This window comes from Sphingobium sp. (genome assembly GCF_032153725.1).
GTDB lineage: Bacteria > Pseudomonadota > Alphaproteobacteria > Sphingomonadales > Sphingomonadaceae > Sphingobium.
This window is the reverse complement of the sequence record NZ_JALDYQ010000088.1, coordinates 1-17593: the sequence shown is the minus strand read 5'-3', so window position 1 is coordinate 17593 and position 17593 is coordinate 1. Positions and strand designations below refer to the sequence as shown.

General features: G+C 65.0%; 17 protein-coding genes. 3 read left to right on the top strand and 14 right to left on the bottom strand.

The genetic code is table 11. The annotated features are described in order from the left end of the window. Window positions 1-253: 253 nt before the first annotated feature. The 5 genes from RUH75_RS20750 to RUH75_RS20730 form a co-directional block, all read right to left on the bottom strand. Window positions 254-946, bottom strand: coding sequence for an amino acid racemase (locus RUH75_RS20750; RefSeq protein ID WP_313809094.1), 693 nt, complete (start codon window positions 944-946; stop codon window positions 254-256). 60 nt (window positions 947-1006) lie between these two features. Next, window positions 1007-1819: an NAD(P)(+) transhydrogenase (Re/Si-specific) subunit beta gene (locus RUH75_RS20745; protein WP_313809096.1), complete on the bottom strand. Its 813-nt coding sequence runs from the start codon at window positions 1817-1819 to the stop codon at window positions 1007-1009. After that, window positions 1819-2085 carry a proton-translocating transhydrogenase family protein gene (locus RUH75_RS20740; RefSeq protein ID WP_313809093.1) on the bottom strand — a complete coding sequence of 89 codons (267 nt, stop codon included), beginning with the start codon at window positions 2083-2085 and terminating at the stop codon, window positions 1819-1821. Before RUH75_RS20740 ends, RUH75_RS20745 begins: the two co-directional genes overlap by 1 nt. A 67-nt stretch (window positions 2086-2152) precedes the next feature. Then, window positions 2153-3271, bottom strand: a complete 1119-nt coding sequence (locus RUH75_RS20735) for an NAD(P) transhydrogenase subunit alpha (RefSeq protein ID WP_313809092.1) — start codon at window positions 3269-3271, stop codon at window positions 2153-2155. A gap of 25 nt (window positions 3272-3296) precedes the next feature. Continuing rightward, window positions 3297-3404: an aa3-type cytochrome c oxidase subunit IV gene (locus tag RUH75_RS20730; RefSeq protein ID WP_313809091.1), complete on the bottom strand. Its 108-nt coding sequence runs from the start codon at window positions 3402-3404 to the stop codon at window positions 3297-3299. A gap of 171 nt (window positions 3405-3575) precedes the next feature. Between RUH75_RS20730 and RUH75_RS20725 the strand changes: the two genes are divergently transcribed. Beyond that, window positions 3576-5024, top strand: a complete 1449-nt coding sequence (locus RUH75_RS20725) for a sigma-54 dependent transcriptional regulator (RefSeq protein WP_313809095.1) — start codon at window positions 3576-3578, stop codon at window positions 5022-5024. A gap of 69 nt (window positions 5025-5093) precedes the next feature. Continuing rightward, a complete protein-coding gene (locus RUH75_RS20720; RefSeq protein WP_313809090.1) occupies window positions 5094-5720 on the top strand; it encodes a hypothetical protein in 627 nt (208 codons plus the stop codon). A gap of 13 nt (window positions 5721-5733) precedes the next feature. On the opposite strand, the gene RUH75_RS20715 is transcribed toward RUH75_RS20720, so the two are convergent. From RUH75_RS20715 to RUH75_RS20675, 9 genes are all read right to left on the bottom strand, one after another. Next, complete coding sequence (locus tag RUH75_RS20715; protein ID WP_313809089.1) at window positions 5734-6237, bottom strand: asparaginase domain-containing protein; 504 nt, start codon at window positions 6235-6237, stop codon at window positions 5734-5736. A gap of 164 nt (window positions 6238-6401) precedes the next feature. After that, on the bottom strand, window positions 6402-7214 hold the full coding sequence (locus RUH75_RS20710; RefSeq protein WP_313809088.1) for a pyrroline-5-carboxylate reductase: 813 nt from the start codon (window positions 7212-7214) through the stop codon (window positions 6402-6404). Window positions 7215-7217: 3 nt separating this feature from the next. Beyond that, entirely contained in the window at window positions 7218-7724 is a 507-nt protein-coding gene (locus RUH75_RS20705) for a YbjN domain-containing protein (protein WP_313809087.1), read from the bottom strand. Window positions 7725-7815: 91 nt separating this feature from the next. After that, a complete protein-coding gene (locus RUH75_RS20700) occupies window positions 7816-8106 on the bottom strand; it encodes an accessory factor UbiK family protein (protein WP_313809086.1) in 291 nt (96 codons plus the stop codon). A gap of 46 nt (window positions 8107-8152) precedes the next feature. Then, complete coding sequence (locus RUH75_RS20695) at window positions 8153-8701, bottom strand: TspO/MBR family protein (RefSeq protein WP_313809085.1); 549 nt, start codon at window positions 8699-8701, stop codon at window positions 8153-8155. A 20-nt stretch (window positions 8702-8721) separates the two neighbouring features. Further along, window positions 8722-11826 carry an efflux RND transporter permease subunit gene (locus RUH75_RS20690; protein WP_313809084.1) on the bottom strand — a complete coding sequence of 1035 codons (3105 nt, stop codon included), beginning with the start codon at window positions 11824-11826 and terminating at the stop codon, window positions 8722-8724. Beyond that, the gene (locus RUH75_RS20685) at window positions 11827-12885 is read right to left on the bottom strand and encodes an efflux RND transporter periplasmic adaptor subunit (RefSeq protein WP_313809083.1); all 1059 of its coding nucleotides are present in this window, start codon (window positions 12883-12885) and stop codon (window positions 11827-11829) included. 87 nt (window positions 12886-12972) lie between these two features. Further along, the gene (locus RUH75_RS20680; RefSeq protein WP_313809082.1) at window positions 12973-13710 is read right to left on the bottom strand and encodes a TlyA family RNA methyltransferase; all 738 of its coding nucleotides are present in this window, start codon (window positions 13708-13710) and stop codon (window positions 12973-12975) included. Beyond that, a complete protein-coding gene (locus RUH75_RS20675; protein ID WP_313809081.1) occupies window positions 13710-15731 on the bottom strand; it encodes a protein-disulfide reductase DsbD domain-containing protein in 2022 nt (673 codons plus the stop codon). The genes RUH75_RS20680 and RUH75_RS20675 overlap by 1 nt, the downstream gene beginning before the upstream one ends. Before the next feature lie 79 nt (window positions 15732-15810). On the opposite strand from RUH75_RS20675, the gene RUH75_RS20670 reads away from it, so the two are divergent. After that, entirely contained in the window at window positions 15811-17463 is a 1653-nt protein-coding gene (locus tag RUH75_RS20670) for an alkaline phosphatase family protein (RefSeq protein ID WP_313809080.1), read from the top strand. Window positions 17464-17593 lie beyond the last annotated feature (130 nt).

Here is a 17593-nt window from a genome sequence, read left to right as displayed (position 1 = left end):
AGGGCGGGACTGGGTTCCTGCCTTCGCAGGAACACAGCGCGCTTAACGGCTACAATTGGTCGAAACCCGACGCGCCATTTTTTTCCCTGTCCTACAGCCCTCCCGCCGGCTAAATCCGAACGGGCTCTTTGAACCGTAAACCGCAATAGGACATTCCGCACGAAATGGCGCTTTTCCGCACCTCTATCGTGTCACCTTTGTCACCCGAACGGCGGCGCAGCCCGGACAATATCCGGAAATGATCGGTCCAGCCCTATTCCCCCAAAATCACATCCACTCCCGCCCGGGCGTGGATGCTGGTGCCGTCATAGATCGGCAGCACATTCGCCTTCACGTCGACGATCATCTCCAGCTCCGTGCAGGCCAGAATCGCAGCCTGCACATGTTCCTTGGCGATATCGGTCAGTTCGGACTTCATATAGCGCTCGGACTCGCGGCTGACCTTGCCGATGGTCAGTTCGTCATAGACGATCCGGTCAATCCGCTCGGCCAGTTCCATGTCGGGCGGCAACAGCGAAATGCCGTGCGCGACCAGCCGCTGGCGATAGAATTTCTCGGTCATCACATTACGCGTGCCGATCAACGCAGCCTTTTCAATGCCATCGGCCTGCATCTTGCGCCCAACCGCCTCGGCAATGTTGATGATCGGGATATCGACGCCCGCCTGCACTTCGTCATAAACGCGGTGCATGGAGTTGGCGCAGATCAGCAGCGCGGCCGCACCAGCCTGCTCCAGCCGCCGGGCCGAACCGGTGAGCACTTGCGCCGCATGCGCCCATTCTTCGTTCGTTGTGGACCGGCCGATATCCGCGAAATCAAGGCTCTCGATCAGCAGCGGCGCGCTGTGCTGGCCGCCCCGGGCGCGATACACGGCCTGGTTGATGATCTGATAATAGCGCGCCGTCGACGTCCAGCTAAGACCGCCTATCAGACCGAGCTTCTTCATGAATCCGCTAACCCCAATGCGCCGACAGAGCCGGAAAGGCCTGCCCCTTCCCGCAAATCGTTAGGGACGGCGTTCCACATCGGCAAGCCCCTTCCTGCCCGCGCCGCCGCAAAGACGAATCGCGAACATGCTGCCGGCGGAGCCTGCAAAGCCCCCCGCGACGGCCATCGCCATGTTTCCCATAAGGAAAGCGGTCCCTGCAATGGCCCAGCCGGCAAGGCCCCCGATCAGCGCCACGGCGGGGCCCATTCCGTAGTCCAGGGCCCGCTGCGCGAGTCCGCGTCCAGCAAGCAGCGCAATCCCGACGCAAGCCAGAAGCAAACCGGTCGCCGGATTCGCGACAAAGGCTCCGAGGGTCCCGCCCGTCGCCAGCAGCATGGCTGCCGCGAAACGCCCTTTCCTCTTCCGTTGCCTGCCCCCGCGCCGCAGCGTCGTCGCCGCGCCCGCACAGGCCATCGCGCCGAACGTCACGGTCGCCCCGATGGCCACCATGGCGCCGACAAGCGGTCGATCCGTCACATCGTCCAGCACGCCGAAAACATGAGGGTTCCGCCAGGCCGCCAAGCCGATGAACACGGCCGCAAGCCCCGCCTGCCCAACCAGCCCGGTCAACAGCGCCGGAAGAGCGGATCGCGGCACGCCCCGTCCCAACAGCAGACCCACCGCGCCACCCGTGATCAGCGCCGCGCAGATTTGCGGCATGGCCATGACATCATGGCTATAGAGCGTCACCGCCCCGGCAACCATCATCCCCGCCATCATCAGATTCGCGCCTCGCCGCACGCCACCTCCAACCGCAGCGTGCAGGGCAAGTCCGAATAGCAGTGCGGCCATCGACCAGCCTGCAACGATCGTCGAACTCGTCCCTTCCATCACGGGCCCGGCGCTTCCAGCCGTCGAGCGGCCACGAAGCCCCCGCAAAGCCCCGCGCTTCCGGCCACCACGGCCAGCAATCCCAGAACCCGCGCCGCAGCGCTGCCTGCTTCCGCCGAGACGATGAGCGCGCCGATCAAAATGGCGGAAGACAGCAATTGGAGGATCGCCACCAAAGCCCAGCCGTCATCCGGTCGCGCCCGCCATCCGACGGCCAGCCCGAAGGCGCATGCGCCCAAAAAGGAAATGAGGGGGAACAGGGTCATCTGTTCCCCCTCATTGCATGAAGTCGCGCCCGGTCAAGCCCCGTCAGGCGGGACAGGGCATCCAGTCTCAGAGCAGCCGTTCATTCACGACCTTGCCGCCCTGCGTCACGCGGATGGCATTGCCGATTTCCTCGTCCAGCACCGGCGCGTTCTGGTCCTTGTTCCAGAAGGCGGAGAGGAAATTATAGAGGTTGCGCGCGAACAGCGCGGATGCATCGGCCGCCAGACGCGACGGCACATTCTTGTGCCCGACGATCTTGACGCCATGGCGCTCGACCACCTCGCCCAGCACCGCTCCCTCGACATTCCCGCCCTGCTCGACCGCAAGATCGACGATCACGCTGCCCGGCTTCATCGTCGCGATCTGCGCGTCGGAAATCAGGCGCGGCGCGGCGCGGCCGGGGATCAACGCGGTGGTGATGACGATGTCCTGCTTGGCAATATGACCCGACACCAGCTCGGCCTGTGCCTTCTGATAGTCTTCGGACATCTCGGTGGCATAGCCGCCCTTGCCCTCGCCCTCGATGCCGGCGACGGTTTCGACGAAGATCGCCTTGGCGCCCAGACTTTCGATCTGTTCCTTCGTCGCCGAACGCACGTCGGTCGCCGACACCTGAGCGCCGAGGCGCTTGGCAGTGGCGATCGCCTGTAGCCCCGCGACCCCCACGCCCATGATGAAGGCCTTGGCCGGGGAAAGCGTGCCCGCCGCCGTCATCATCATCGGGAAGGACCGGCCATATTCAGCCGCCGCGTCCAGCACGGCCTTGTAGCCGGAAAGGTTGGACTGAGACGACAGGATATCCATCGACTGCGCACGGGTGATGCGCGGCATGAACTCCATCGCCAGCGCTTCGAATCCGGCCGCCGCATAGGCATCGACCCGCATACGCTCAACAAAGGGGTTGAGGCCCGCGACGATCCACGCGCCGGGCCTGGCGCCCGCGATGCTCGCCGGGTCCGGGCCCTGCACGCCCAATATGATGTCGGCTCCGGCCACGGTCGCGGCACGGTCGGCCACGGTCGCACCCATGGCGGCATAGTCCGCATCGGCAATCGCGGCAGTCAGGCCAGCGCCCGCTTCCACCGCGATTTCAGCGCCCAGCGCCTTGAACTTCTTGACGGTTTCCGGCGTACCGGAAACGCGGCGCTCGCCCTCGGCAAGCTCCTTCACGATCGCAATCTTCATGGACATCCCCCTGCCGTCGCTCGCCTCAGTGGGCGATCAACACCACGACCAGGGCAGCGACAACGGCGCTGGCGATCGTGCCCCATTTCATGAGCGACACGAAACTCGCATAAGTCTGGGTTGCGCTCTTCATATTCCCTTCCGAAGCCATGCTCGGTCCCTCTCGTACCTGTTTTGCCGGCATCCTCTTATCGTCAAGCCCTCCCCCCCTCAAGCACCGAACGAACAAGAAAATCTTTCCGGTTAAGGCGGTCTTTACCCCTCTTCTCTACCTTCGGGCGCAAGTTCGCAGATGAGGGATAAGATGGCGCGCGACGGCGTTCCGATGCTGATGTTGATCGATGACGAGCCGGCGCAGCGCAGGCTGGTGTCCGCTCTGGCCGCCCGCGCGGGATGGCGCACCATCTTCGCCAATGACGGCGATACCGCGATTGCGATGCTGGGCACGCAGGACGGCATGCGGCTCGATGCGGTGGTGCTCGACCAGTGGAGTCCGAATCTTGAACCGGCCGGCCTGATCCGCGAATTGCGCGCGCGCCGCCCCGCGCTGCCCATCCTGATCCTCACCGCGCACAATAATGTCGCCGTGGCGGTGGAAGCGATGCGCGCGGGCGCCACCGACTATCTCGCCAAGCCCATCGCGCCCGAACGGCTGCTGGCAGCCTTGAACGCGACGCTGAACGGCGAACATGGCAAGGGCGAGTTGCGCCCGCTCACCGAGAAAATCTCCGCCGCCCTCTCCTTCGAGGATGTGGTCGGCGCCGCGCCCCAGTTCCGCGCCGCGCTTGCCATCGCAGCCAAGGCCGCCCGCGCCCGCGTACCCGTGCTGATCGAAGGCGAAAGCGGCGTCGGCAAGGATGTGATCGCCCGCGCGATCCATGCTGCCTCGCCCCGGCATAAACAGGCCATGGTAACGGTCAATTGCGGGGCGATTCCCGCCAACCTGGTCGAATCGGACCTGTTCGGCCATGAGCGCGGGGCCTTCACCGGCGCCTTCGACCGGCAGGTCGGCAAGTTCGTCGCCGCCGACATGGGCACGATCTTCCTTGATGAAGTCAGCGAAATGCCGCTCGACGCGCAGGTGAAGCTGCTGCGTGTGCTGCAAGACGGCGAAGTCCAGCCCATAGGCGCGCGCCGCCCGATCCATGTCGACGTCCGCGTCATCGCCGCCACCAACAAGCGGCTGCATGACGAGATCGAGGCTGGGCGTTTCCGCGAGGACCTTTATTACCGCCTCAATGTGGTGCAACTCACCATCCCGCCACTGCGCGAGCGGCTGGGCGACGTGCCTGCGCTCTGCCGCCATCTCCTGGCCCGGATCGCCACCCAGCCGGGGCTGCGGGGCCTGGGCCTGACCGACGATGCCCTGGCGCTGCTGATGCAGCATGACTGGCCGGGCAATGTCCGCCAGCTTCAAAATGCCCTGTTCCGGGCCGCCGTGCTGTGCGAGGGCGATGCTCTGACGCCACAGGATTTCCCGCAGATCACCGCCCATATCCACGGCCGCATCCATGGCGACGCATCCCACGGCCGGCTGCGCGCGGTGCCCCAGCCGCATCGCGAAGCCGCCGGCATCACCCTGTTCGAAGGCGACGGCCATGTCCGCCAGCTCGCCGAGATCGAGGCGGACGTGATCCGCCTTGCCATCGGCCATTATCGCGGGCGCATGACCGAAGTGGCCCGACGCCTCGGCATCGGTCGATCGACGCTCTATCGCAAGCTCGCTGAACTGGGGATCGACAGCGCGGCATAACGTCGCCCTGTCGTGCAACCTTCGACCGGGGCGTTGAAATGTCGCGGCGGCTATGCTTTGGGAGAGGGCATGAAGAACGCTTCCCTTGCCGCCGCCATGCCCCTGTTGCTGCTGGTCGCCTGCGGCCGTGCGGAACCGGTGGAGGACCTGCCGAGCCAGGATGAACTGGCCGCCGCCGCCAATGCCGCCGCGGCCAAGGCGATGGCCAGTGCCAAGGCCGACACCCCGGCATCGCGCAATTATGTGAATGTCGAACGGGGCTTTTCGATTACCTTCCCCGAAGGCTGGGTAAAGGACGCATCCTCCAGCAACGCCGATGGCGTGGTCTATCAGGACCCCGGCGCGGGCGCGGATGTCCGCATCTTCTGGCAGAAAAAGGACGGCGGCCAGACGCTGCAACAGATTGTCGAAACGGTGAATCAGGGCTCCGAAGGGGTCAGCGGGGATTTCATCGGCGACAATGAATATCGCGGCACGGCCAATGACGGCGAAGGCAATAATGTCGCGCTGCGCCTGATCAAGCAGCCCGACGGCTCGATCGTCACCGCGAGCTTCGTCTATCCCGAAATGCTGAGCGAACAATATCAGGCGATTTCGGAAAAGACGCTGGATAGCCTGCACGTCTTCGTGCCCAAGGCGCAAACGCCCGATGGTGGCGCGCTTCCCGTGGCAGCGGCCAACGCCGCCACGCCTTGACGCGCCCGAGCGGTCATTCTTCGATCGGAACGAAGGCGCCCCTGGCACGGTCCTTCCCAACCTTGTCGGCGCGAAAGACGGACCCGCTCATCGTGATATAAACCCCTGGATCAGCGACCTGCACGGTCGCGAACGCCATGCCGAGATTGAAGCTGGCATCGCTTTCGCCAAAACGTGCCGGGGCCAATGCCCCGACCAGCACGATCGTCTTGCCGGGAATGGCGGCCAGTACCCTGGCCGTTTCCGTCATCGTATCGGTGCCGTGGGTGATGATGACATGGCTTTCCGGCGCGGCTGCAACGCTGTCGCGGATCAGCGCGCGGTCGGCATCGTCCAGTTCCAGACTGTCCTTGCGCACGACTTCCTCAATGCGGAAGGGTCGCTTGACCCGAGCGATGTCGAGCAACTTCGCCATCACCGTTTCACCGACCTGATAGTCGGACAGCGCATCGAAATAGATCTTGTCGATGGTCCCGCCGGTGGTGAGCAGAAGGATCGGCGTTTCGGCGGGTAACATGGCAGGACTCCAAAAAGGGCGATGGCCGTCCCTAGAGCATCGCGCGCAAAAGTGGGAACCGGTTTTGCGCCTGGAACGATGCGCAAACAAAAAACCAGCGCGCGCGTCCCGCGTCTGATTTAACGCAGCGCCCTCTGGAACATTTGCGCGGGTGAACCGCTCGCCTATCTGCCCTTCGCCATTTCCTCGCCCCGATCGCGGGCCGCGACCAGCGTATCGGTGAGCAGCCTCAGCAGCCGGTCATCCGCATCCAGCACATTGAGGCCCTGCCGCGTCATGCCGCCCGGACTGGCGACACGGTCGGCCAGGATAGCCGGGCTGTCACTGGCATTGGCCGCCATGCTGGCCGAACCCCGCACCGTCGCAAGCGCCATGCGGGCGGCCTGATCGGCAGGCAAGCCCACCGCTTCGCCGGCACGGGCGAAGGCATCGATGAAGCGGAACAGGAACGCCGGACCGCAGCCGGAAAGCGCGGTGACTTCGTTGAACAGCCCTTCATCCTCGATCCATTCGGCGAGGCCAAGCGGCGCGATGAAAGCCTCCACGGTAGCGCGCGACGATGTCGGGACGGATGCGTCGGCGTGCAGCGCGGTCACGCCCTCTCCTATCCCGACGGGAAGGTTGGGCATGGCGCGGACGATCTCGCCCACCATCGGGAAGGCAGCGCGCAACTCGGCCCATGGCGTTCCGGCCAGAATCGAAAGGATGCGGATATCGGCCGCACAGAGCGGCGCGAGCGAAGCAGCAACATCAGCCAACTGATAGGGCTTCATGCCAAGCAGCACGGTCGTCCCGGCGGGCAGGGCAGCGGGATAATCCGTGACCACCCTCACCCCATCGGCCACCGGCCTGCCACTCGGCCGCAGTACGATCACGCGCTCGGGATCAAGGCCGCAGGCGAGCCAGCGGGCCAGCATCTGCCCCGCCATATTGCCGCAGCCGACGAGGAACAGGTGATCGGGCCAGATATCAGTCATGAATCAGGCTTCGCCGCGCGTTTCGATCAGGCTGGCGGAAATGGCTTCGGTCGGAGACTTGCCGCCCCAGAGCACGAACTGGAATACCGGGTAGAAGCGCTCGCATTCATCGATGGCGGTTTCGACCAGGATCTGCGCCTGATCGAGCGTCAGCGTCCCACCCGCACCCAGCAACGCGCCATGCCGGAAGAGGACGATGCCGCTGGACGACCACAGCTCGAAATGGCCGAGCCAGAGTTGCTCGTTGATCAGTCCCAGCGTTTCGTAGATGGCCGGGCGCTTGTCGTCATTCACCCTGATGTCGGGCAAGGCAAGCATCTGAAGTACCTGATCCTCGTCCCGCCAGATGCCGCGCAGCTCATATTGCGCCCACGACCCCTGGGTGCTGGCGACGATTTCATCCTCGCCCACCTGATCGTAGCTCCAGCCATGCGCCTCGAAATAGGCAGCCAACATGTCGATCGGCGCGGCTTCCTGACCGCCATTTTCAAATTCGTCGCTGTCCATCATCTGCGCGCCTTAGAGCATTTTCGAGCCCGGTGGAAAGCCGATGGCTCGTAAAATGCGTGGACAACCTGGTCCCTGCCCCGAATCGCGACGCTTATTCCGCGTCCCTGGGCTTCGCGCGGACCGTCTTCCTGACGGGTTCGGGCGCCTTGCCCTCCAGCGCGTCGAGGCGGGCCTTCAGCAATTCCACCTCTTCACGGGCGGCGGCGGCGAGCGCCTTCAGCGCATCAAACTCGTCGCGGCTGACGAAATCCATGCCGCCGATCCACTGCTTGGCCTTTTCGCGGGCATTGGTTTCGAACTCGCGGCTCATGCCCGCGACCGTGCCGGCGGCGCCGTTCACCAGCTTGGCAAGGTCGTCGAAAAAGCGGTTTTCGCTCTGCATGATGCTTTGTCCTTCCATGCAGCGCCCTTTTGCCGGGCGCCAAAAATCATATCTGGGTCTGGAACGCAGGTTTGCCAAGGCTTTCCGCGTCCGGATTGAGGCGGCCGATCTCATAGTTGAGGTAGGAGGCGAAGGCCAGCCAGCACAGATAGGGCAGCAACAAAAGCCCCGCTGCCCGGCGAACGCGCCAGAACAAAGCGGTGGTGATCGCAACCAGCGCTGCCAAAGCGATGATCAGGAACAGCGCCTGGCCGACCTGATGGAAGCGGAAGAAGAGCGGTGACCAGCCAAAATTCAGTACCAACTGGACAAGGAAGGCGGCAATGGCGATCCCCCGGCCCCGCGCCCCGCGCGCATGGAGGACGATCGCAAAGGCCAGCGCCATCAGGATATAGAGGATCGTCCACGCAACGCCAAAGGCCCAACCGGGCAGGATCAGCTCCGGCTTGGCAAGCGCCGCGAACCAGCGATTGCCATAGCCACTATTGGCCAGCTTGCCGGAAAGAAAGCCAAGGAAAACAATAGCTGGAACAGTAACCAGCGCCCAGCGCGCGTAGGCGAGACGTAATTGACCCGGAGACGCAATCTCGTTCATCGGTAACGCAACTCCACCTTTTACTCGGCGGCTTCGGACGAATCCTTCAAGGCCGAGTCAAGCCGCCGACTGACGGTTTGCGGTGAAACGGTTCGTCCTGCAACCCGTGAATAGAAGATCGGGATCAAGAACAGCGTGATCAGCGTTGCCAGGCTCACGCCGGACACCACCACCACGCCGATCGAATCGCGCGCCGCCGCCCCCTCCCCGCCACGAATGACCAGCGGCAGGGCGCCGATCACCGTGGCGATCGACGTCATCAGAATCGGGCGCAGGCGGCGGGTGGCGGCCTGGCGTATGGCTTGCGCGATCTCCAGCCCCTCGTCGCGCAACTGGTTGGCGAATTCGACGATCAAAATGCCATTCTTGGCCGCCAGCCCCACCAGCATCACGATGCCGATCTGGCTGTAGAGGTTCACCGACCCGCCCGTCAGCGCCAGACCGATCACGCCGCCCGCCACGGCCAGAGGGACAGTGGCAATGATGACGCCGGGGTGGATGAAGCTTTCGAACTGAGCAGCCAGCAGCAGATAGACGATCAATATGGTAAGGCCGAAGACCAGCCAGATCGATCCCCCCGTCTCGCGCAGGGACTGGCTTTCGCCGCGATAGCCGATCGCCAGGACCTCGGGCGATTGGCGCGCCTGATCTTCCAGGAAATTCAGCGCCTCGCCCAGTGAGTAGCCCGGTGCCAGCGCCGCCGTCAGGGTAATCGCCCGCAATTTATTGTAGCGGTTGAGTTGGCGCGGGCCGGCGACTTCGCGGACCGTGACGACGGCGGACAGCGGCACCAGCGCGCCCGTGCGCGTGCGGACGTTGATGCGTTCGAGGTCCGCCCGGGTCTGGCGCCCTTCCTTTTCCGCCTGCACCAGCACGCGATATTCCTCGCCCCGGTCGACATAGGTGGTGACGCGACGGGAACCGAGCAGGGTCTGCAAGGCCTGGCTGATGTCATTGGCCGATATGCCAAGGTCGCCCGCTCGCTGCTGATCCACCTCGATCCGCATCTGGGGCTTTGTTTCCTTATAATCGGAATCGAGATTGATGAGGCCCGGATTGGTCGCGGCGGCGGCCATGATGCGGTCACGCGCGGCGACCAGCCCCTCATAGGTCGACCCGGCCAGCACCAGATTGACCGGCAGGCCGCGTCCCCGGCCCAGCCCCGAACGCGGCGCGACATTGCCGCGCACGCCCGGCTGGTTGGCGATGATCCTGTTGATCGTGTCGGCCACTTGCACCGTGGTGATGGTGCGGTCTTCCCAGGGACGCAGGAAAGCGATGATATTGCCGCCGTTGAAATCATCGCTGGCACTGAAACCGGCGGGCGCGCGAATATTCAGCACCTGAAGCGAACCATCGTCGCGCAGAGGCGCAAGATCGGCCTCGATCTTCTGCATATAGGCCTTCATCCGGTCAAAGCCGGTGCCTTCGGGCGCCGTCACCTGACCGTCAACCACGCCGGTATCCTCCGCCGGGGCAAGTTCGGTCGGCAGCGTCACGAACAGCGCGCCCGCGCCGGCAAGGAACAGGCCCACCGCGATGAGGGAAATGGCGGGTCGTTTCAGCACGCGGTCGAGCAGGCGGGAATAGGCCGCCTCCAGCCGCTGGAACCGGTCGTCGACCCAGCGCGACAGGCGGGACCGGTCCGAATGACGCAGCAGTTTCGAACAGAGCATCGGCGCAAGGCTCAGGGAAATGAACCCCGAAAAGGCGATGGCGGCGATCATCGCGATGGCCAGTTCGCGAAACAGCAGCCCCGTCTGCCCGGCGAGGAACATCACCGGCACGAACACCGCGCAGACCACGAGGGTGGTCGAGATGATCGCAAAGCCCACCTGCCGCGTGCCTAGATAAGCGGCGGGCAGCGGGTCCTCCCCCCGCTCGATGCGGTGATAGACATTTTCCAGCACGACGATGGCATCGTCCACCACCAGCCCGATCGCCAGCACGAAGGCCAGCAGCGTCAGCAGGTTGATCGACAGGCCCAGCAGCCACATGACCGCGCAGGTCGCCAGCAGACAGATCGGCACGGTGATCGACGGAATGATCGTCGCCCGTATCGATCCAAGGAAGAGGAAGATGACCAGAACCACCAGCAGGGCCGCTTCGGCCAGCGTGTCATAGACATTGTCGATGGCGCGGCTGATGAACAGCGATTCGTCCGATCCGATGGTGACCTTCATCCCCGCCGGGAGTGTGGGACGCAGTTCCTCGATCAGTGCCTTGGCCTTTCCCGCGACATCCAGCGTGTTGGCGCCCGACTGACGGACGATGCCGACGCCTACACCCGTGGCGGCGTTGGAACGGAAGAAGGTGTATGGATTTTCCGCGCCCTGCTCGATCCGCGCGACATCGCCCAGCTTCACCTGATAGCCGTCCGCGCCGCGCCCGACGACAAGCGCCGCGAATTGTTCGGGCGTCGAAAAGGCGCGTTCGACCCGCAGCGTCTGATTCTGGTCCTTCGATTCGAAGCGCCCGGCGGGAAGTTCGACATTCTGCGCGCGCAGGGCCGTTTCGACATCGGCCGGCGTGATGCCGAAGGCGGCCAGTTTCTCCGCGTTCAGCCAGATGCGGGTGGAGGGCCGTTCATCCCCCCCGCCGTTGACGCGCGCCACACCGTCGATCGCGGAGAAGCGGTCGATCACATTGCGGTCGAGATAGTCGGCGATCTGCGTCGGCGTCCATCCGGGCTTGGTGAAGACGATGAACAGGATCGCCCGCGCATCAGCATCGACCTTGCGGATTTCCGGCGCCAGCGCGTCCTCCGGCAGGTCCTCCACCACGGCGCCCACGCGGTCGCGCACGTCATTGGCGGCGGAATCGATGTCGCGCGACGGGTCGAACTCGATGCTGATGGACGAAATGCCGTCCCGCGAGGTGGAAGCGATGTTCCGGATGCCCTGAACACCCGCCACGCTATCCTCGATCAACTGGGTGATCCGGGTTTCGACGACCGACGCGGCCGCGCCGGTGTAGCCGGTTTCGACCGAAACGATCGGCGGATCGGTGTCGGGATATTCGCGCACCGACAGACTTATATAGCCGACGATGCCGACGATGCAGAGCAGCACGGCAATGACGGCCGCGAAGACCGGTCGGCGGACGGACAGGTCGGACAGTTGCATCTAACCGGCGGCCCGGTCGGCGCTGGCGCTCTCCGCCTTGGGCTTGTCGCCCGGCAGGCGTACCGGCACGCCGTCGGTCAGCTTGACGACGCCATCCGTGACGACGGTCTGGCCGGACTTCACGCCGCCCAATATTTCGACCAGGCCATTTTGCCGGATGCCGGTGGCAACCCTGGTCCGCCTGGCCTTGCCGTCCTCCACCACGAAGACGAAACGTTCCTCGCCATCGCCCACCACGGCCAGTTCGGGAACGGCGAGCGATCGACGCTGCTTTGCGATCACGTTGACGGTCAGCAGCATGCCGGGCTTCAGCATGCGATCGGGATTGGGCAGGATCGCCCGCACCCTGACCGCGCGGGTCGCGGGATCGATCACCGGGTCGATGGTCGCGACGGTGCCGGCAAAGGGCCGATCGGGCCAGGCCGCGGAAGTCGCCCGGATGGGCTGTCCCTCCCGAATCAACGACAGGCGGGTTTCGGGAATGGTGAAGTCCAGCTTGATCCGGGAAATGTCGCTGACCGTTGCAATGGCCGTGCCCGCCGTGACGATGGCGCCGGGCGACACCGTGCGCAGACTGACCCACCCGGCGAAGGGCGCGTGGATCACGCGGTCGCCGATCGAGGCGCGGGCCTGCTGGGCGCTGGCGCGGGCGGCACCGGCGAGCGCGATCTGACTGTCAAGGCTGGCCGCCGTGGCAAATCCGCGAGCCTTCAACGCCTGGATGCGTTCCAGTTGCTGCTGCGCCTGAAGCGCCTGCGCCTGGGCGGCGGCGAGTTCGGCCCTTTCCTGTCCGGCGGCGAGCGTCGCGATCACCTGTCCCCGGCTGACATAGCCGCCGTCGCTGAAATTGAGCGACGTGATGCGCTCCGTCACCGGGGCGGACAGCACCACCTGTTCATTGGCGAAAGCGGTGCCGACGGCATCCAGATCGTCAGTGAAGGTTTCGGGCGCGATTCGCGCGGCTTCGACCAGCGCGGCGGGGCGCGCTGTCTTCTCCTTTTCACCGGTACAGGCGGAAAGGGTGAGCGCTATCAGAAAAAGAGAAAGGGGCATGCGCATGAGAGAGGGCTAACGGGCCTTTGCAAGCGACTCAAACGGGCATTTGTCGCATATTGTAACTATAGCGGCGAAACGAATGCCGGGCGATTATCCGCCAAATATTGCGGAAAGGAGAAATTCCACATTTCCCTGCGGCCCGGTGATCGGGCTGGCGGTGATGCCCTCCACCTGCCAGCCTCTGGAAACCGCCCAGCTCCGCGCTTCATCGCATACCCGTTCATGGATGGCAGGATCGCGGACGACGCCGCCCTTGCCGACCTCTTCCCGACCCGCCTCGAACTGGGGCTTGATCAGAGCAACAAGGCGCGCGCGGGGGCGGGCGAAGCTCAAGGGGCGGTCCAGCACCTTGGCAAGCGAGATGAAGCTGGCATCGCAGACGATGATGTCCACCGGCTCCGGGATATGATCGGCGGTCAGGATGCGGGCGCTGGTCTGTTCATGAACGACGACGCGCGGGTCGGAACGCAGCTTCCAGGCCAGTTGGTTGGTGCCGCTGTCCACCGCATAGACCCGCGCCGCCCCATTGGTCAGCAACACGTCGGTGAAGCCGCCCGTGGAACTGCCCACGTCGATCGCGACGGCGCCGGTCACGTCGATCCGGAAATGCTCCAGCGCGTGGGCAAGCTTGATGCCGCCGCGCGACACCCAGGGATGATCGCGGCCCTTCACCTCCAGCTCGGCATCGGCGGCGACCTGCTGGCCCGCCTTGTCGATCTTCCTGTCGCCCAGAAAGACAAGGCCGGCGAGGATGAGCGCCTGCGCACGGGCACGGCTTTCGGCGAGGCCATGGTCGACCAGCAGCTGATCGGCGCGGACCTTGGCCATCAGGGCACCAGAGCCATCAACGTGGCGGGGGTCAGGATCTGGGGCAATGTCTGCGCATCCTTGCCAGGGGCATACCAGAGATAGAGCGGAACGCCGGATCGCCCCTGCGCTTCCAGGAAGCGGGTAATGGCGGGATCGGCATTGGTCCAGTCGCCTATCATCACCGTCACGCCCGCCTTTTTGAAGGCAGCGCGGGTTTCGCTGCGGTCGATGGCGGCGGCTTCATTGGCCTTGCAGGTGAGGCACCAGTCGGCTGTGAAATAGAGGAAAACCGGCTTGTTCCGGGCGCGCAGACTGGCGAGGCGCGCTTCATCGAACGGAACGCCCTCCGCCAGCGCTGCGGCGGCCGGGGCGTGGGTGGGCAGCAGGGTTGCGGCTCCGGCGAAGAGGAAAAGCGCGGCGCAGGCAACCGCGAGGCCGCCGCGCAGGCCGTGCCGCTGCCGACGCCCAAGCCACAAGAGGATAAGCGCGAGGATCGCCGCCGCCCCAAGGCCAAGCACCATGGCCGGAACGCCGCGCTGCTGGCCGAGCAACCACAGCAGGCCAAGGGCGGTCAGCGCCATGGGGATGGCGAGGATTTTCTGAAGGCGGCCCATCCATGGCCCCGGCCTGGGCAGGCGAGTGCGGAGAGCAGGAATATAGGCCAGCCCCAGAAAGGGCAGCGCCAAGCCAAGCCCCAGCCCCGCGAAGATGGCAAGCCCCGCGCCGAGCGGCAGGACAAGCGCCGCCCCCATGGCCGCGCCCATGAAGGGCCCGGTGCAGGGCGTGGCGACGAAGGCGACCAGCACTCCCGTCCAGAAGGCGCCAAGCGCGCCGCCCTTCCCCGCCAGCCTGTCGCCGCCGCCAAAAGCGCTCAATTCAAACAGGCCCACCAGATTGAGCGCAATCGCCGTCACCAGCAGCAGCAGCAGCAGGATGACGCGCGGGTCCTGCAACTGGAAGGCCCAGCCCACGGCACTACCGGCCGCGCGCAGCGCCAGCAGCAGGCCACCCAAAGCAAGGCAGGTCAGGATGATGCCGAAAGCATAGGCCAGCGCCTCGCGGCGAACGGCGCGTTCATCGCCCCCCGCGCGCGCCAGTTTCATCGCCTTGAGCCCGAGAATCGGAAAAACGCAGGGCATGATGTTCAGCAACAGGCCGCCCGCCAGCGCCCCGCCAAGCGCGATCAAAATGGTCTGAGGCGTGACGGACCGGACTGCGGGAACAACACCGGGCCGCGCCGTCAGCAGGAAGCCGACATGATCGCCGGTGCGCAACACGGCCTGAACCGGGCCGGGTTTCAGGCCCTGCCCCGCTTCGGTTTCGATCAGCAGCCGGTCGCCCTGCCGCGTGATGCTTTGGGATGCTGCATAGCGGGTGAGGCCATCGGCAAGAGCGAAGAGATGGATATCGCGCGCGCTCGCCACCGCCGGGAAGGGCACGGATAGACGCAGGCGGCCATCGGCAATGGCATAGCTTGCCTCGCTGCCCAGCGGACGCGGAACATGGCTGCGCCAACGATCGAACTGCGCCTGGGCGCCGGGCAGGATCACGCCCTCGCCCACAGTCAGGTCGAGCGACAGTTCACCGCTTTCCGGCACGCAGACCTTGTCGGTGCAGGCCAGCCAGTCGGCGCGCGCCCAGATCGGCAGCTTCGTGCCTACGGGCACGTCCGGCGCGACGATCAGGTTCGCCAGCACGCCATAGGGCCCTTCATAGACATGGTTCATCAGGCCCGAAATCAGCAGCGTTTCCGGCACCGGATAGCGCAGCGGGCCGATGGCGACCCCCTTGGGCAACGTCCATTTGACCGTCATGCCAAGACCCGCATCACCGGGATTTTCCCAATAGCCGTGCCAACCCGGCTCCGGCGTCATCGAAAAGGCGATGGTGGTGCCCTTGCCGGGCTGTGGCATCGCCGTTTCCGCGATCAGCGCCGCCGCGATGTGCGGCGCGCCCTGACCGAATGCCCCCTGCGCCCGCGCCACGACCGGCGCGAACAACAAAAAGACTGTCATCAGAAGGACATGAAAAATCCGCATCGGGCCTCTGGTCGCGTCGATGCAAGGGGGCTAGGTCCCGTTGCATGCGCCGTCAAGGCATCAGAAGGTATCCTGCCTCATGTTGAAAAAAGTCGCCGCCGCTCTGCTTCTCGCCAGCTCCCTCCCTGCACTGGCCCAGGCTCCGACAGCCCCCCCCGCGCCTGCCGCGCCGCCAAAACTGATCGTCGCCATCTCCGTCGACCAGTTTTCCGCCGACCTGTTCAGCGAATACCGGCAATATTATTCGGGCGGCCTCAAGCGACTGACCGAACAGGGCGTGGTCTTCCCGCGCGGTTATCAAAGCCATGCCGCGACCGAAACCTGCCCCGGCCACAGCACCATCCTGACCGGCAGCCGCCCGTCGCGCACCGGCATCATCGCCAATAGCTGGTTCGACCTGGGCACCGCGCGCGCCGACAAGCTGGTCTATTGCGCCGAGGATGAGACGCAGCCCGGCACCAGCAGCGACAATTATCAGGCCTCTCCCGTGCATCTGAGGGTGCCGACCTTGGGCGGGCGGATGAAGATCGCCAATCCCGCCACGCGTGTCGTATCGGTCGCGGGCAAGGATCGCGCGGCCATCATGATGGCCGGGCCGACCGCCGATCAGGTCTGGTGGCTCGGCGGACCGAAAGGCTATGTCAGCTATAAGGGCGTCGCGATGCCGCCGCTGGTCGCGAAGATCAATGAGGTGATGGCGCAACGCCTCGCCCAGCCGAATCCCGGCTTCGAGCTGCCGCCGCAATGTACGGCCAAGGATTTTCCGGTCCGGGCAGGCAACCGCACCGTCGGCACCGGCCGCTTTGCGCGGGAGGCCGGCGATTACAAGGGCTTCCGCATCTCGCCGGAGCAGGACGCAATGACTCTGGCCTTCGCGGCGGCGGCGATCGAAAGCATGGCGCTCGGCAAACAGGCGCAGACCGACATCATCTCCATCGGCCTGTCGGCGACCGACTATGTCGGCCACACCTATGGCACGGAAGGCACGGAAAGCTGCATTCAGGTCGACCGGCTCGACCGCGAACTTGGCGCCTTTTTCGACCGGCTGGACAAGGATAGGCTGGATTATGTCGTGGTGCTGACCGCCGATCATGGCGGCCATGACCTGCCCGAACGGCATCGGCTGAACGCCATGCCGATGGAGCAGCGCGTGGACCTCAACCTGACGCCCAAGGCTCTGTCGGCGGCCATCGCGGAAAAGACCGGCCTCACCGGCAAGACGCTGATCCTCGGCGACGGCCCGGCAGGCGACCTTTATTTCGACAAGAGCCTGACTACCGCCCAGCGGGCCAGGGTGGAAGCGGCGACACTCGCCCTGCTGCGCGCCCATCCGCAGGTGCAGACCGTCTTCACTAGGGCAGAAATCGCCGCGACGCCCTCGCCCTCCGGCCCGCCGGAAAGCTGGTCGCTGCTTCAGGAAGCCCGCGCCAGCTTCGATCCGCAACGGTCCGGCGACCTGCTGCTGCTGCTGAAACCGCGCGTCATGTCGATTCCGGAAAGCGCGGTGATGGGGGCGGTCGCGACCCATGGTTCGCCCTGGGATACCGACCGCCGCGTGCCGATTCTGTTCTGGCGCAAAGGGCTGACCCATTTCGAACAGCCGCTGGGCGTCGAGACGGTGGATATCATGCCGACGCTGGCCGCGCTGATCAAATTGCCGGTGGCGAAGGATCAGATCGACGGGCGCTGTCTCGATCTGGTGGCGGGGGCTGGGGATAGCTGCGCGAATTGATCCGCGTCGATAAGAAGAATTGTGTTCCTGCGCAGGCAGGAACCCAGTTCAAACGTTGCCTTATCAGACCACGGGCGGGACTGGACTCCTGCCTTCGCAGGAGCACGGAGCGTTTAACTCAGCGCTAGGC

Excerpts from the sequence above, each read along its gene's own strand:
- RUH75_RS20750 (WP_313809094.1), bottom strand. The coding sequence starts at position 946 with ATGAAGAAGCTCGGTCTGATAGGCGGTCTTAGCTGGACGTCGACGGCG.
- RUH75_RS20745 (WP_313809096.1), bottom strand. The coding sequence starts at position 1,819 with ATGGAAGGGACGAGTTCGACGATCGTTGCAGGCTGGTCGATGGCCGCA.
- RUH75_RS20740 (WP_313809093.1), bottom strand. The coding sequence starts at position 2,085 with ATGACCCTGTTCCCCCTCATTTCCTTTTTGGGCGCATGCGCCTTCGGG.
- RUH75_RS20735 (WP_313809092.1), bottom strand. The coding sequence starts at position 3,271 with ATGAAGATTGCGATCGTGAAGGAGCTTGCCGAGGGCGAGCGCCGCGTT.
- RUH75_RS20730 (WP_313809091.1), bottom strand. The coding sequence starts at position 3,404 with ATGAAGAGCGCAACCCAGACTTATGCGAGTTTCGTGTCGCTCATGAAA.
- RUH75_RS20725 (WP_313809095.1), top strand. The coding sequence starts at position 3,576 with ATGGCGCGCGACGGCGTTCCGATGCTGATGTTGATCGATGACGAGCCG.
- RUH75_RS20720 (WP_313809090.1), top strand. The coding sequence starts at position 5,094 with ATGAAGAACGCTTCCCTTGCCGCCGCCATGCCCCTGTTGCTGCTGGTC.
- RUH75_RS20715 (WP_313809089.1), bottom strand. The coding sequence starts at position 6,237 with ATGTTACCCGCCGAAACGCCGATCCTTCTGCTCACCACCGGCGGGACC.
- RUH75_RS20710 (WP_313809088.1), bottom strand. The coding sequence starts at position 7,214 with ATGACTGATATCTGGCCCGATCACCTGTTCCTCGTCGGCTGCGGCAAT.
- RUH75_RS20705 (WP_313809087.1), bottom strand. The coding sequence starts at position 7,724 with ATGATGGACAGCGACGAATTTGAAAATGGCGGTCAGGAAGCCGCGCCG.
- RUH75_RS20700 (WP_313809086.1), bottom strand. The coding sequence starts at position 8,106 with ATGCAGAGCGAAAACCGCTTTTTCGACGACCTTGCCAAGCTGGTGAAC.
- RUH75_RS20695 (WP_313809085.1), bottom strand. The coding sequence starts at position 8,701 with ATGAACGAGATTGCGTCTCCGGGTCAATTACGTCTCGCCTACGCGCGC.
- RUH75_RS20690 (WP_313809084.1), bottom strand. The coding sequence starts at position 11,826 with ATGCAACTGTCCGACCTGTCCGTCCGCCGACCGGTCTTCGCGGCCGTC.
- RUH75_RS20685 (WP_313809083.1), bottom strand. The coding sequence starts at position 12,885 with ATGCGCATGCCCCTTTCTCTTTTTCTGATAGCGCTCACCCTTTCCGCC.
- RUH75_RS20680 (WP_313809082.1), bottom strand. The coding sequence starts at position 13,710 with ATGGCCAAGGTCCGCGCCGATCAGCTGCTGGTCGACCATGGCCTCGCC.
- RUH75_RS20675 (WP_313809081.1), bottom strand. The coding sequence starts at position 15,731 with ATGCGGATTTTTCATGTCCTTCTGATGACAGTCTTTTTGTTGTTCGCG.
- RUH75_RS20670 (WP_313809080.1), top strand. The coding sequence starts at position 15,811 with ATGTTGAAAAAAGTCGCCGCCGCTCTGCTTCTCGCCAGCTCCCTCCCT.